12 protein-coding genes are annotated in these 14,619 nt (G+C 74.5%); 9 read left to right on the top strand and 3 right to left on the bottom strand.

Annotated elements, in window-relative coordinates; translation table 11 throughout:
• The first annotated feature begins 32 nt into the window (after positions 1–32).
• From OG553_RS10410 to nudC, 3 genes are read left to right on the top strand one after another with little or no spacing between them, the layout of a single operon-like run.
• The gene (locus OG553_RS10410; RefSeq protein WP_405978698.1) at positions 33–4,184 is read left to right on the top strand and encodes a UvrD-helicase domain-containing protein; all 4,152 of its coding nucleotides are present in this window, start codon (positions 33–35) and stop codon (positions 4,182–4,184) included.
• A 10-nt stretch (positions 4,185–4,194) separates the two neighbouring features.
• The gene (locus OG553_RS10405) at positions 4,195–5,625 is read left to right on the top strand and encodes a dipeptidase (RefSeq protein WP_405978697.1); all 1,431 of its coding nucleotides are present in this window, start codon (positions 4,195–4,197) and stop codon (positions 5,623–5,625) included.
• A gap of 41 nt (positions 5,626–5,666) precedes the next feature.
• The gene (gene nudC / locus OG553_RS10400; protein WP_405978696.1) at positions 5,667–6,614 is read left to right on the top strand and encodes an NAD(+) diphosphatase; all 948 of its coding nucleotides are present in this window, start codon (positions 5,667–5,669) and stop codon (positions 6,612–6,614) included.
• Between the two features lie 79 nt (positions 6,615–6,693).
• Here the strand turns inward: nudC and OG553_RS10395 are convergent, their stop codons facing one another.
• Complete coding sequence (locus tag OG553_RS10395) at positions 6,694–6,954, bottom strand: mycoredoxin (RefSeq protein ID WP_007266404.1); 261 nt, start codon at positions 6,952–6,954, stop codon at positions 6,694–6,696.
• Positions 6,955–7,126: 172 nt separating this feature from the next.
• Between OG553_RS10395 and OG553_RS10390 the strand changes: the two genes are divergently transcribed.
• From OG553_RS10390 to OG553_RS10370, 5 genes are all read left to right on the top strand, one after another.
• Complete coding sequence (locus OG553_RS10390) at positions 7,127–9,364, top strand: ATP-dependent DNA helicase UvrD2 (RefSeq protein ID WP_405978695.1); 2,238 nt, start codon at positions 7,127–7,129, stop codon at positions 9,362–9,364.
• A gap of 177 nt (positions 9,365–9,541) precedes the next feature.
• Positions 9,542–9,853 (top strand): hypothetical protein, encoded by a 312-nt coding sequence (locus OG553_RS10385; RefSeq protein WP_405983009.1) that lies wholly within the window; start codon positions 9,542–9,544, stop codon positions 9,851–9,853.
• A gap of 185 nt (positions 9,854–10,038) precedes the next feature.
• Positions 10,039–10,410: a WhiB family transcriptional regulator gene (locus OG553_RS10380; protein WP_007266407.1), complete on the top strand. Its 372-nt coding sequence runs from the start codon at positions 10,039–10,041 to the stop codon at positions 10,408–10,410.
• Entirely contained in the window at positions 10,407–10,739 is a 333-nt protein-coding gene (locus OG553_RS10375) for a hypothetical protein (protein ID WP_405978694.1), read from the top strand. Before OG553_RS10380 ends, OG553_RS10375 begins: the two co-directional genes overlap by 4 nt.
• A 177-nt stretch (positions 10,740–10,916) precedes the next feature.
• Positions 10,917–11,129 carry a hypothetical protein gene (locus OG553_RS10370; protein WP_405978693.1) on the top strand — a complete coding sequence of 71 codons (213 nt, stop codon included), beginning with the start codon at positions 10,917–10,919 and terminating at the stop codon, positions 11,127–11,129.
• Between the two features lie 13 nt (positions 11,130–11,142).
• Here the strand turns inward: OG553_RS10370 and OG553_RS10365 are convergent, their stop codons facing one another.
• The gene (locus tag OG553_RS10365) at positions 11,143–12,471 is read right to left on the bottom strand and encodes an ABC1 kinase family protein (RefSeq protein WP_405978692.1); all 1,329 of its coding nucleotides are present in this window, start codon (positions 12,469–12,471) and stop codon (positions 11,143–11,145) included.
• A 136-nt stretch (positions 12,472–12,607) separates the two neighbouring features.
• A complete protein-coding gene (locus OG553_RS10360; protein ID WP_405978691.1) occupies positions 12,608–13,747 on the bottom strand; it encodes a ThiF family adenylyltransferase in 1,140 nt (379 codons plus the stop codon).
• A 213-nt stretch (positions 13,748–13,960) separates the two neighbouring features.
• Here OG553_RS10360 and OG553_RS10355 point away from each other — a divergent pair, with 213 nt between their 5' ends.
• Positions 13,961–14,500 carry a M48 family metallopeptidase gene (locus tag OG553_RS10355; RefSeq protein ID WP_405978690.1) on the top strand — a complete coding sequence of 180 codons (540 nt, stop codon included), beginning with the start codon at positions 13,961–13,963 and terminating at the stop codon, positions 14,498–14,500.
• The last annotated feature ends 119 nt before the right edge of the window (positions 14,501–14,619 follow it).

Below are 14,619 nucleotides of genomic sequence, written 5' to 3'. Positions count from 1 at the left end.
GGAGTGTCGGCGGCTCCGGCTAGCCTTTTGAGATGACCGCGTACGTGAACGGGCGCGCCCCCGCCCTCGACGATCCCGAGCAGCTCAAGGAGCTCCTCGGGATCCCGTTCACGCCCGAACAGCTGGCCTGCGTCACCGCTCCCGCCGCCCCCCAGGTCATCGTGGCGGGCGCCGGCTCCGGCAAGACCACCGTCATGGCCGCCCGCGTCGTCTGGCTGGTCGGCACCGGCACCGTCGCCCCAGAGCAGGTCCTCGGCCTGACCTTCACCAACAAGGCCGCCGGCGAGCTCGCCGAGCGCGTCCGCAAGGCCCTCGCCCAGGCCGGCGTCACCGACCCCGACCCCTCCCCGGCCGACGTCCAGGCCGGGACGGCCGGCGGCGAGCCCCGCATCTCCACGTACCACGCCTTCGCCGGACAGCTGCTCAAGGACCACGGCCTGCGCATCGGCCTGGAACCCAGCGCCCGCCTCCTCGCCGACGCCACCCGCTTCCAGCTCGCCGCGAAGGTGCTCCGCGAGGCACCCGGCCCCTACCCGTCCCTCACCAAGTCCGTCCCCGACCTGGTCAGCGACCTCCTCGCGCTCGACGGGGAACTCTCCGAGCACCTCGTCGAGCCGGACGCGCTGCGGGCCCACGACACCGAACTCCTCGACGTCCTCGCCGGCACCAAGCTCACCAACGAGGACCTGCGCAAGGTCCCCGAGGCCGTACGAGGCCGCCTGGAGCTGCTGGAGCTGGTCTCCCGCTACCGAACCGCCAAGCGCTCCCGCGACCTCTTCGACTTCGGCGACCAGATCGCCCTGTCCGCGCGGCTCGCCACCACCCGCCCGGAAGTCGGCGCCCTGCTCCGCGAGGAGTTCCGGGTGGTCCTCCTCGACGAGTACCAGGACACCTCCGTCGCCCAGCGGCTGCTGCTGTCCGGCCTCTTCGGAGGGGGCACCGGGCACGCGGTGACCGCCGTCGGCGACCCCTGCCAGGCCATCTACGGCTGGCGCGGCGCCTCCGTCGCCAACCTCGACGACTTCCCCGAGCACTTCCCGCACGCCGACGGCCGCCCCGCCACCCGGCTCTCCCTCAGCGAGAACCGGCGCAGCGGCGGCCGCCTCCTCGACCTCGCCAACGGCCTCGCCGCCCCGCTGCGCGCCATGCACGAGGGCGTCGAGGCGCTGCGCCCCGCCCCGGGCGCCGAGCGCGACGGCCTGGTCCGCTGCGCCCTGCTGAACACCCACGCCGAGGAACTGGAGTGGCTCGGCGACTCCATCGCCCACCTGGTGCGCACGGGCAGGGAGCCCGGCGACATCGCCGTGCTGTGCCGCTCGGCCGCCGACTTCGCGCGGATCCAGGCGGTGCTGGTCGCCCGGGACGTCCCGGTCGAGGTCGTCGGCCTCTCCGGGCTGCTGCACCTCCCCGAGGTGGCCGACCTGGTCTCCGTCTGCGAGGTGCTCCAGGACCCCGGGGCCAACGCCGCCCTGGTCCGCCTGCTCATCGGCCCCCGCTGGCGGATCGGCGCCCGCGACCTGGCCCTGCTGGGGCGCCTCGCCCGGCAGCTGGTCGCCCGCCCCGACGCCGCCGACGGCCCCGACCGCCGGCTCGCGGCGGCGGTCGAGGGCGTCGACCCGGCCGAGGTCGTCTCCCTGGCCGACGCGCTGGAGACCTTCCTGGACGGCTCGGCCCCCGAAGACCTGCCCTTCTCGGCAGCCGCCCGGGTCCGCTTCGCGCACCTCGCGCAGGAGCTCCGCGACCTGCGCCGCTCGCTCTCCGACCCGCTGATGGACGTCCTGCACCGGGTCCTGTCGACCACCGGCCTGGACGTCGAACTCTCCGCCTCCCCCCACGCCCTCGCGGCGCGCCGCCGTGAGACCCTCTCCAACTTCCTGGACGTCGCGGCCGGCTTCGCCGCCCTGGACGGCGAGGCCACCCTGCTGGCCTTCCTCGGCTTCCTGCGCACGGCCGCCCAGTACGAGAAGGGCCTCGACCACGCCCTGCCGGGCGGGGAGAACACGGTGAAGGTCCTCACCGCCCACAAGTCCAAGGGCCTGGAGTGGGACGTGGTGGTCGTCCCCGACCTGTGCGCGGGCTCCTTCCCGAAGGAGAAGGCCCCCGAGGCCTGGACCTCGTACCCGAAGGTCCTCCCGTACGCCCTGCGCGGCGACGCCGACACCCTCCCGGACGTCCCGGCGTGGACCTCGGCGGGCCTGAAGTCGTTCAAGGCGGCCCTCAAGACCCACAAGGAGACGGAAGAGCTCCGCCTCGGCTACGTCACCTTCACCCGCCCCCGCTCCCTCCTCCTCGCCTCGGGCCACTGGTGGGGCCCCACCCAGAAGCGCCGCCGGGGCCCCTCGGCGTTCCTGCAGTCCCTGTACGCCCACTGCGAGGCCGGCTTCGGCGAGATCGAGGCCTGGGCGGAGGAGCCCGAGCCCGACGCCGAGAACCCGGCCCTGGCCGCCGACGCCACCCCGGACCACTCCTGGCCCCTGCCCCTGGACCCGGCCTCCCTCACCCTCCGCCGCGAGGCGGCCGCCCTGGTGGAAGCCCACCTGACCGCCCCCGGCACCCCGCAGCCGTCCGACGACCCGTACCTGTGGCCCCCGGACTGCGAGGACCCGTCGTACGACGAGGAACCCCTGCCTCCGGCGGACGATCCGCGCTCCGAAGCCCCGCCGGACCGTGCCGGCACAGCCGGCCCGGCCCCCGGGCCGGTGTCCCCCGAGGACGACCTCTGGGCCGGCGAAGCCGTGCCGGCCGCCCCGTGGGGCGAAGCCCCGGCCGGTTCCTCCGGCCCAGCGGGACGGGACCCGCGGCCGGGGGGTGCCGCACCCGCGACGTTCCCTGAGGGGGACGACCCGTGGGCGGGCGAAGCCGTGCCCGTCGACCCGTGGGGCGAAGCCCCGGCGGGCGCCCCCGGCGCGTCCCGGGCCGGCGGAGCCGTGCGCGCGCGGCCCGGCGCAGCCGGGGACGGGGTCCGGGGCGGAGCCCCGGTTTCGGGAAGGGGCGGGGTGGGGGAAACGAACCCCCGGCCCGAGGCCGCCGCCCCTGCCGCAGACGACCTCTGGGCGGGCGAAGCCGTGCCCGTCGACCCGTGGGGCGAAGCACTGGCAGACGCCCCCGGCGCAGCCGGACCGGCCCCCCGGGCGACGGACCACGGTCCGGCCGACGACCCCTGGGCCGGGGAAGCCGTGTCCTCGGGCCCCGGACCGGCCCACCCGGGCACGCCCCGCGGCGACGACCCCGCCGACGACCCCTGGGCCGGCGAGGCCCTGGCCGCGGGCGGTCCGGGCGCGCCCGGTACCGCCGAGCGGGACGACGACCTCTGGGCCGGCGAGGCCTCGGCCGGGGGCCCGGCGCGGCCGTACCCGTACCCGTACGCCACCACGCCGGACCGCGCGGAGCGACCGGCGCGGCCGTACCCCGACGCCCCCCGCCCGGAGGGGCCCCCGCCGCGTAGCGGTGTCGGGGACCTGACCCCCGAGGAGGCGCGGGCGGTCGCCTCCTGGGACCGGGACCTCGACGCCCTGGAGGGCGAGCTCCGCCGCGCCCGCGCAGCCGTGCGGGACGTCGAGCTGCCCTCCGCCCTGTCCGCGAGCCAGCTCCTGCGGCTGGCCGCCGACGAGCAGGGCTTCGTACGCGATCTCGCCCGCCCCATGCCCAAGCCCCCGCAGCCCGCGGCACGCCAGGGCACCCGTTTCCACGCCTGGGTGGAGTCCCGCTTCGACGAGCTGCCCCTGCCGCTCCTCGACGACCTCCTCGACCCCGCCGCCGACCTCCCCGGCTCCGACCAGGAGGTCGCAGACGAGGCCGACCTCGCCGCCCTCAAGGCCGCCTTCGAGCGCAGCGAGTACGCCGAGCGCACCCCGTACCGGATGGAGGCCCCGGTCCAGCTGACCCTCGCCGGCCGGGTGATCCGCGGCCGGATCGACGCCGTGTACCGCAACCCCGACGGCTCGTACGAGGTGGTCGACTGGAAGACCGGCCGGACCACCCAGGCCGACCCCCTCCAGCTGGCCGTGTACCGCCTCGCCTGGGCGGAAGCCACCGGTACCCCCCTCGACCGGGTCACGGCGGCCTTCCTGCACGTGCGCAGCGGCCGCGTGATCCGCCCCCGTGACCTGCCCGGACGGGACCGGCTTGAGTGGATCCTCCAAGGCGAAACGGGCACGGACGGCGCCCCCAGGGCGGACGGCTAGGCTCGTGGCCATGAGCGAAACCCCGGACAACGTCGTCCGCACGTACATCGACGCCCACCGCGCCGCCTTCCTCGACGACCTCGCCGAGTGGCTGCGCATCCCCTCCGTCTCGGCCCAGCCCGAGCACGCGGACGACGTACGCCGCAGCGCCGACTGGCTCGCCGCGAAGCTCAAGGAGACCGGCTTCCCGGTCACCGAGGTGTGGGACACCCCGGGCGCCCCCGCGGTCTTCGCCCACTGGCCCGCCGCCGACCCGGCCGCCCCCACCGTCCTCGTCTACGGCCACCACGACGTCCAGCCCGCCGCCCTCGCCGACGGCTGGCACACCGAGCCCTTCGAGCCGGTCGTCAAGGACGGCCGGATGTACGGGCGCGGCGCCGCCGACGACAAGGGCCAGGTGTTCTTCCACACCCTCGGCCTGCGCGCCCACCTCGCCGGGACCGGCGCCGAGGCCCCCGCCGTGCACCTCAAGCTCCTCATCGAGGGCGAGGAGGAGTCCGGCTCCCCGAACTTCCGCGGCCTCGTCGAGGCCCGGGCCGCCGAGCTCGCCGCCGACGTCGTGATCGTCTCCGATACCGGCATGTGGTCCGAGACCACCCCCACCGTCTGCACCGGCATGCGCGGCGTCGCCGACTGCGAGATCGACTTCCACGGCCCCGACCAGGACATCCACTCGGGCGCCTTCGGCGGTGCCGTGCCCAACCCGGCGACGGTCGCCGCCCGCGTCGTCGCGGCGCTGCACGACGAGGACGGCCGGGTCACGCTCCCCGGGTTCTACGACGGCATCGCCGAGCTGACCGACGCCGAGCGCCGGCTGATCTCCGAGCTGCCCTTCGACGAGGCCGAGTGGCTGCGCACGGCCAAGTCGTACGCGGCCGCCGGCGAGGCCGGCTACTCCACCCTGGAGCGCGTCTGGGCCCGCCCGACCGCCGAGGTCAACGGCATCGGCGGCGGCTACCAGGGCCCCGGCGGCAAGACCATCGTGCCCGCCTCCGCCCACCTGAAGCTGTCGTTCCGCCTGGTCTCCGGGCAGGACCCGTACGAGGTCGAGGCGGCCTTCCGGGACTGGCTCGGGGCCCGCGTGCCCGCCGGGATCCGGTACTCCGTCACCTTCGGCGCGCCCACCCGCCCCTGCCTGACCCCGCTGGACCACCCGGCGCTGCAGTCCGTGGTCCGCGCCATGGGCCGCGCCTTCGGACAGCAGGTCCGCTTCACCCGTGAGGGCGGCTCCGGCCCGGCGGCCGACCTCCAGGACGTGCTGGACGCGCCCGTCCTGTTCCTCGGGATCTCCGTCCCGTCCGACGGCTGGCACTCGCCGAACGAGAAGGTCGAGCTCGACCTGCTCCTCAAGGGCGTGGAGACCACCGCCTACCTGTGGGGCGACCTCGCCGCGAACTGGTCGCCGCCGCAGCCCGCCGCGGCCACCGCCACCACCGACTGAAGCACGTCCCGTACGCCTGCCTTGTCCCACCACCGGGGGAGTTGGAAGTACCAGTGAGCACCCACACCGAGCGTCCTCTGTCGCTCACCGCGCCCAGCGGCATCGACCGAGCCGCGCACCACCGCCTCGACGAGGCGTGGCTCGCCGCCGCCTGGAGCCACCCGACGACCCGCGTCTTCGTCGTCTCCGGCGGACAGGTGCTGATCGACGACACGCCCGACGGCGGCACGGGCATCGTGATGACCCCCGCCTTCGAGGCCCCGGTCACCGAGACGCACCGGTACTTCCTGGGGACGGACGACGACGGCGTACGGTACTTCGCGCTGCAGAAGGACTCCCTGCCGGGCCGCATGGACCAGTCGGCCCGCCCGGCCGGGCTGCGCGAGGCCGGGCTGCTGCTGAACCCGCGCGACGCGGGGCTGATGGTGCACGCGGTGGCGCTGGAGAACTGGCAGCGGATGCACCGCTTCTGCTCCCGCTGCGGCGAGCGCACCGTCGTCGCGGCGGCCGGCCACATCCGCCGCTGCCCGGGCTGCGGCGCCGAGCACTACCCGCGCACCGACCCGGCGGTGATCATGCTGGTCACCGACGAGCAGGACCGGGCGCTGCTGGGCCGCCAGGTGCACTGGCCGGAGGGCCGCTTCTCGACGCTGGCGGGCTTCGTGGAGCCGGGCGAGTCGATAGAGCAGTCCGTGGTCCGCGAGGTGTGGGAGGAGGCGGGGGTGCGGATCGGCGAGGTCGAGTACGTCGCCAGCCAGCCCTGGCCGTTCCCGTACAGCCTGATGCTGGGCTTCAACGCCCGCGCGGTCAGCTCGGAGATCACGGTCGACGGCGAGGAGATCCAGGAGGCCCGCTGGTTCTCCCGCGAGGACTACCGCGCCGCGATCGAGGCGGGCGAGGTCCTGCCCCCGTCGGGGATCTCCATCGCGGCCCGCCTGGTCGAGCTCTGGTACGGGCAGCCGCTGCCCAAGGGGCCGGCGGCGGTCTGAGCCGCCTGCGTACCGGCCCGGGACGCGGAACGGCCCCCGCCGCGGCGGGGGCCTTTCCGGAAGCGCGCGTCCCTGACGGTCAGACGGCGAGGGCCTGCTTGACCTGGGCGAGGCTCGGGTTCGTCATGACGGACTCGCTGCCTGCGGCGGACTTCACGAGCACGGTCGGGACCGTCTGGTTGCCGTTGTTGGCCTTCTCCACGAACGCCGCGGACTCCGGGTCGAGCTCGATGTTGATCTCGTTGTACGCGATGCCTTCCCGGTCCAGCTGGGTCTTCAGCCGACGGCAGTAGCCGCACCAGGTGGTGCTGTACATCGTGACGGTGCCGGTGTCCTGCATGCTCGCTCCTCTGTGAGGTCTCGGTGGACCGTGGTGCCGGTGATGATCCGAGGAGTCGAACGTCCGGCCCCGCCGGGCCATTCCCGCCGGGCCGCCCGGTGTGACCGATCCGACTGCCGGCTGATCCACTCCCGCCGGACCTGCTGCTCCACCGGTCCGGCCGGTACGACGGATGCCGCGGGCCTGTGGACGGGTTTCCCGTCCGGCGCACCCGACCTGGCAGCATGGCGGGGTGACAGCAGCAACGCACTCCTCATCCGTACCGGCCGGCGGCGGCGCGCCCGACGTCGACGCCGACGCCGTGCTCCAGGGCCTCGACCCTGAGCAGCGCGAGGTCGCCACGACCCTGCGCGGCCCGGTGTGCGTGCTGGCGGGTGCCGGTACCGGCAAGACCCGCGCGATCACCCACCGGATCGCCTACGGCGTCCGCTCGGGCCAGCTCATGCCGGCCAGCGTGCTCGCCGTCACCTTCACCAACCGGGCCGCGGGCGAGATGCGCGGCCGCCTCCGCGCCCTCGGCGCGGGCGGGGTCCAGGCCCGCACCTTCCACTCCGCGGCCCTGCGCCAGCTCCAGTACTTCTGGCCCCGGGCGATCGGTGGGGAGGTGCCCCGGCTCCTGGAGCGCAAGATCCAGTTCGTGGCGGAGGCCGGCGCGCGGTGCCGCGTCCGCCTCGACCGCAACGAGCTGCGCGACGTCACCGGCGAGATCGAGTGGGCCAAGGTCACCCAGACCGTCCCCGCCGACTACCCGGCCGCCGCCCTCAAGGCGGGCCGCGAGGCCCCCCGGGACACGGCCGAGATCGCCCAGATCTACGGCACGTACGAGCAGCTCAAGCGCGACCGCGGCATGATCGACTTCGAGGACGTGCTGCTCCTCACCGTCGGCATCCTCCAGGACCGGCACGACATCGCCGAGCAGATCCGCGCCCAGTACCAGCACTTCGTGGTGGACGAGTACCAGGACGTCAGCCCGCTCCAGCAGCGCCTGCTGGACCTGTGGCTCGGCGACCGCGACAGCCTCTGCGTCGTCGGCGACGCCAGCCAGACGATCTACTCCTTCACCGGCGCCACCCCCGACCACCTGCTGAACTTCCGCACCCGCTACCCGCAGGCCACCGTGGTCAAGCTGATCCGCGACTACCGCTCCACCCCCCAGGTGGTCCACCTCGCCAACGGCCTGCTGAACCAGGCCCGCGGCCGGGCCGCCGAACACCGGCTGGAGCTGGTCTCCCAGCGCGAGCCCGGCCCCGACCCCGTCTACGCCGAGTACCCGGACGAGCCCGCCGAGGCCGAGGGCGTGGCCCGCCGGGTCCGCGACCTGATCGCGGCCGGGGTCCCGGCCGGCGAGATCGCCGTGCTCTTCCGCATCAACGCCCAGTCCGAGGTCTACGAGCAGGCCCTCGCCGACGCCGGCGTCCCGTACCAGCTGCGCGGCGCGGAGCGCTTCTTCGAGCGCGCCGAGGTGCAGAAGGCGGTCCTCGCGCTGCGCGGAGCCGCCCGCTCCGCGGGCAACGACCCGCTGCTCGACGACCTCGTCGAGCTCGGCGCCCAGGTCCGGGCCGTGCTCAGCTCCACCGGCTGGACCTCCGAGCCGCCGGCCGGCTCCGGCGCCGCGCGCGACCAGTGGGAATCGCTGGCCGCGCTGGTCCGCCTCGCCGAGGACTTCGCCCGCGCCCGCCCCGGCGCGGGACTGGCCGAGCTCACCGTCGAACTGGACGAGCGCCGGGCCGCGCAGCACGCGCCGACCGTCCAGGGCGTCACCCTCGCCTCGCTGCACGCCGCGAAGGGCCTGGAGTGGGACGCCGTGTTCCTGGTCGGCCTCACCGACGGCATGATGCCGATCACCTACGCCAAGACCGACGACCAGGTCGAGGAGGAACGCCGGCTGCTCTACGTCGGCGTCACCCGCGCACGGCTGCACCTGACGCTCTCCTGGGCGCTCTCCCGGGCTCCGGGCGGCCGGGCCTCCCGTCGCCCCAGCCGCTTCCTGAACGGGCTGCGGCCGGGCTCCGCGGCCCCCGCCGCCCGGTCGGGAGTCCCCGCCGAGGCGGCGGCGCGGGGGCGGGGCCGCCGGGGGCCGGTGCTGTGCCGGGTCTGCGGCCGGACCCTGACCGAGGCCGGGGACATCAAGCTGATGCGCTGCGGGGACTGCCCCTCCGACATGGACGAGGGACTCTACGAGCGGCTGCGCGAGTGGCGCGCAACACAGTCGAAGCTCCAGGGAATGCCCGCATACTGCGTGTTCACTGACAAAACCCTCATGGCGATCGCGGAGGCCGCGCCCTCCGAGCCTGGAGAGCTCGCGATGATCTCCGGAGTGGGGGGCCGCAAGCTCGACCGGTACGGGGCCGAAGTCCTGGCCATCTGTACTGGTCAGGGGACTGACGGTGAGGATCCTGACGACGCGTAGAAACTCGTCGGAAAAATAGTTTGCACATGCCCGGCGAAGCCCCATAGGTTCTTAGCAACGGAAACGGTGGCTTCTCCGAAGCTCCGGATCCGTGCTGTACTTATCCGAATACATGGGACAGGCCCCCGGGCCGAGTCCCCGAGACGCCGAGAGGAGGCGAGACCAGTGACCAGCTTCATGACCTTCACCAAAATGACCGATCGCTCGGTCGCCGCTTCCTGCCTGCTCGGTTCCGTCTCCCTCCGGGGCACCGGTCTGTCCGCGATTTCCGCTGTCAGCCCCGCGGCCCTGCTGGCGACCCTCCCGGTCAGCGAGCGCAATGAGCGACCGACCAAGGCACTGGCAGCAGTAGCGGGAGCCCAGAAGGCGCATGGCGCCTATGGCGCCGCGGCCGCGGCCGGTGCCGGATCCAAGACGCAGCAGCAGACGACGCAGCACCACCTGATGTGGGCCTTCCGCGGGCTCGAACCCTGGAGTGATCCAGCCTGATCGCATGATCAGGCCGGCGCCTTCAGGGCCGCGGAACCCCACCCGGGATCCGCGGCCCTTCTGTTTGTCCCCGAACGGGGACGACGGAGCGAAGGGGCCTCGGGACTGGCAAGACCAGGTACCACAGCCGCCACCCGGCCGACCGGCCGGAACGACTAGCCGAACAAGACGAGGAAGAAAACACCGTGCAACTCGAAGCGCACGCCCCGTCCGTACCGCAGACCCAAACGATCTCCCCGCCCGCAGTCCCGGAGGACCACGCCTTGACCCCCCTCACCGCGCTCACCGCGCTCGACGACGCCATCGAGAACCTCGGCGTCCCCGTACCGTGCCGGACCTTCGACCCCGAGGTCTTCTTCGCCGAGTCCCCGGCGGACGTCGAGTACGCCAAGTCCCTCTGCGGCACCTGCCCGCTGGTCGAGGCCTGCCTCGCCGGCGCCAAGGAGCGCCGCGAGCCCTGGGGCGTCTGGGGCGGCGAGCTCTTCGTCCAGGGCGTGGTCGTGGCCCGCAAGCGGCCCCGTGGCCGTCCGCGCAAGAACCCGGTTGCAGCGGCATGACCGCCATCGGAACCATCGACCGTCCCCTCACGCACGACCCCTTGAAGCAGGCCCCCATGTCCCCCCACGCCACCACGAGCGAGCAGCCGCACGGCTCCGCCACCGCAGACTTCATCACCGCAGGCGCGATCACCTCGCGTCAGAACAGGACCCGCGAAATGCAACTCATCCCAGAAGCCCTGGCCCGTGCCCATATGGAGGACCGGATGCGCGAGGTCGACGCCGAGCGTCACGCCCTGCGCCTGGTCGCCGCGCGGCGCATGCAGCGAAGGGCCGAGCGCGTCTCCATGCGCGCCCGGCGCGCGCTGGCCATGGCCGTCATGCACTGAGCGCCGACGGGCCCGACCGGGTCCGGAGCCGCTCGAAAGCGACTTGAAAGCCGCATGAACACCGTCGGCGCCCGCTGAACACAGCGGGCGACGGCAGCACCGGGGGGACCGGTCCGAACGGACCGGTCCCCCCGGTGCGTTGCGGGGCCCCGCGAGTGCCGGCGGGGATATCGTCTGGTGGTGGACCAGCCGACCCCCCAACCCACCCCGGGGCCCGAGGCCCAGCCCGTCGTCTGCGCGCGCTGCGGTGCCCGCCCCCCGGAAGGCGCCCCGCCGCCGCCCACCTGGACGTGCTCGGTGGAGAACGGCGCCAGACAGTACTTCTGCGTCGACTGCGCGCGAGCCAACCTCCGGGCCATCGAGGGCCGGCTCGACTCCTCCTGGTGGTGACGCCCGCCCGCGGTCAGTCCTCGGGCAGGAACCCCGGCAGCCAGGACTCCAGTTCGTCGCGCAGCCGCACCGTCGCGCCCAGCTGGCACAGCACGCCGATGGTGCTCAGCGTCACCCGGTGGATCAGCAGGTAGGACGGCGGCAGGTTGATCTGCCGCCCCAACTGGTGCGCGGGGGAGCGGGGATCGGCGATCCGCGCCGCCTGCCCGCGCAGCCACGGCCGGGTGAAGGTGAACTCGTCCGCCTCGGCGGGCTCGATGATGGGCTTGAGGTAGTCCAGCACCGCGTCCGGGTCGAGTTCGATGCTCTCCTTGACGAACCCCTCGGCGCACAGGTGCCCGTAGACCCCCTCGGCGTCCCCGTCCAGGGTCAGCCGCAGTGACCGGCCGATGGGCTTGGGCCAGCCGCCCGGCAGCCGGTCCACCGTGCCGAAGTCCAGTACGCCCAGCCGCATCCGGCCGTCCGCCCCCGTGACGAGCCGGAAGTTGCCCGGGTGCGGATCGGCGTGCAGCAGCCCCGTCCGCGCGGGCCCGGAGAACAGGAACCGGGCCAGCAGCTGTCCGGCGCGGTCGCGCTCCTCCCGCGTCCCGTCGGCGATCACCTCGGAGAGCGGGACGCCCTCCAGCCACTCGGTCACGAGCACCTGGTCGCCCTGGTGCACGACGTCCGGGACGACCACGTCCTCGTCGGCGTCGAAGGCGTCGGCGTGGGTGCGCTGCGCCTCGGCCTCCAGCTCGTAGTCAAGCTCCTCCGCGACCCGGTCCCGCAGTTCGGTGATCAGCGGCTTGAGGTCCATGCCCGGGACCAGCGGCCCCAGCAGGCCCGCGAACCGGCCCAGCTGCTTGAGGTCGGACAGCAGTGCCTCCCCGGCCCCCGGGTACTGGACCTTGACGGCCACCTGCCGGCCGTCGTGCCACACGGCCCGGTGCACCTGCCCGATCGAGGCGGCCGCCGCCGGCTTGTCCTCGAACTCCTCGAACAGGTCCCGCCAGTCCTCGCCGAGCCGCTCCGCCAGCACCTCGTGCACCCGCGCCGCCGGCAGCGGCGGGGCCGCCTCCTGGAGCTTCGTCAACGCCGCCCGGTAGGGGCCCGCGACCTCCTCGGGAAGCGCCGACTCGAACACCGAGAGGGCCTGCCCGAACTTCATGGCGCCGCCCTTCAGCTCCCCGAGCGTGCGGAACAGCTGCTCGGCGGTGCGCTGCTGGAGCTCCCGGGCCACGATCTCGGCCGACTTGCCGCCGATCCGCTTGCCCAGCCCCCAGGTGGCCCGGCCCGCGATGCCCAGTGGGAGCGCGGCCAGCTTGACGGTGCGCGTGACCGCCTTCCGGGGAAGATCGGACATGAGCCCCTCCAGTTTCCGGACTGCTGTGCCGCGAGCGGCGGTTCGGGGCGCGGCTCGGCCCTCGTCGCATCCTGCCATGGCCCCCCTGGCACCCGGACCGGGGCACCCGCCCCGGCTCCGCCGGGAGTCCGGCGGCTCACGACCGCACCGCCCCGGAACCCGCCGCCGGTTCCGCGGCCGGACCCGCCGCCGGCTCGGGGGCAGCGGCCGCGCAGGGGCAGTCCGGATGAGGGCGCAGCGCGGCGGGCTGCCAGTGCAGGCCGGGCAGGGCGGCCTCCCACCGGGTGGCCGTCGAGGCGGGCAGCTGCCCGTCGAGGAAGGCCAGGGCGTGCGCGGCGGCCAGGCCGGCCACCGCCGTGGACAGCCCCAGGTCGCAGGCCCCCGGCCCGCGCCGGCGGTGCGCCGAGCGCCACTGGACCAGCATCCTGGGCCAGGCCGGGTCCCGGTCGACGCGGTCGCGCTCCATGCACCCCGCGCAGGCCGTGGATCCGGGCAGCACCAGGGGCCCGACCAGCCCAGTACCCTCCAGCACCCCCGCGTACAGGTGCGGGGTGCCGCTCGCCACCCAGTCGGCCGCCGTCGCCGGATCGGGGGCCCACGCCTGGAGGCCGTCCCGGGGCGCGAGGACCACCAGGGCCGGCTCCGGCCCGGGCCCCCCGGGATCCCCCGCACCCGGCGCCCGCCCCGGTGCCGACTCCCGCACCAGCGCCCCCGCCGCCTCGGCCCGCGGCCGGCCCACGCTCCCCGGATCCAGACCGCCCGGAGCCACGTCGGCCGGCTCCACCCGCCCCCCGTCGAGCACGTCCACCCGGCCCACCCCGGCCCCCGCCAGCACGGCGGCGATCACCGCCCCCACCCGGCCGCTCCCGCGAACCTGGACCCGTAACGCCCTGCGCGCCGCGACCCCCCGCAGATCACCACCCGGCTCCCGGTGCACCAGGGAGAGCGAGCCCAGGTCGGGCCCCAGCCGCTCCAGCACCTCGGGCCTTCTCCGTACGGCCTGCGCCCGCGGCCCTCCCGCGGTGTGGTCGTCGAGCAGCCCGGCCCCGGCGAGGTGCCGGACCAGCCCGTCCACCTGCCCCTCCGGCAGTCCCATCCCGGCCCCCTCGGCGCGCAGCAGCTCCATGCCCCGCGTCCCGTCGATCCGGTCGATGAGCGATCCGGTCGCCGTGTCCAGCGGTCCGAGCACCACCGCGTGGGCCGGCGTCACCCCGAACTGGACCGTCTGCAGGTCCCGCCACGCCCGTGCCAGCGCCGGCTTCACCTTCGGATACATCAATGCCTCCCCGTCCTGACGAACCACCGCGTCGTTCCCCGTCTCCGCCACCATGCCCGGCCGCCGGACCGGGCGCGGGAATTCGTCCACAGGCGAGGGGTATTGGGCATATGAGATGAGGAATAGGGGTGTTTGCGGTTCCCGGCGAACCGATCATGTTCCGAACCGCGGACGCGCGGGACTTCCGCCACGGCGACCGGGTACCGTCGACGCGTGCCAGCCGACCCGCCACAGCGCGCCGTCGAAGTACGCCGGAGCGCGCGCCGCCGCAGGACCGTGTCCGCCTACCGCGAGGGCGAGCGGACGGTCGTCCTGATCCCCGCCCGGATGTCAGAGGCCGAGGAGCGGCGCTGGGTGGGCGTCATGCTCGACAAGCTCGCCGCCCAGGAGAGCAAGCGCACCCTCGGCGACGCGGAACTGATCGCGCGCGCCGAGCGTCTGTCCGAGCAGTACTTCAGCGGCCGCGCGCGTCCGCTGTCGGTGCGCTGGGTCACCAACCAGAACACCCGGTGGGGCTCCTGCACCCCCGCGGAGGGCAGCATCCGGCTGTCCCACCGCATCCAGGGGATGCCGGAGTACGTCGTCGACTACGTGCTGCTGCACGAGCTGGCGCACCTCCTGGTGCCCGGCCACGGCCCCCGTTTCTGGGCGCTGCTGGAGGCCTACCCGAAGACCGAGCGGGCCCGCGGGTTCCTCGAAGGGGTGGCCGCGGCGGAGCGGATGCCCCGGGTCCCGGCCGCCCGCGAGGAGTGACCTCCCGTCACGGGAGCACGGACGCGCACCGGGTCGGAGCGGGGCCGGGTCCCCGACCGGAACCGGCCCGGAAGCGGGGCGGTACCGGGCCGGGAGCGGGTCGGTACCGGCTTGGCCGG

Source organism: Streptomyces sp. NBC_00158 (assembly GCF_045160885.1).
In the GTDB taxonomy this organism is placed as follows: Bacteria; Actinomycetota; Actinomycetes; order Streptomycetales; family Streptomycetaceae; genus Streptomyces.
Note: the sequence above shows the minus strand (reverse complement) of the source record. Positions and strands in the feature narration are given on the sequence as shown.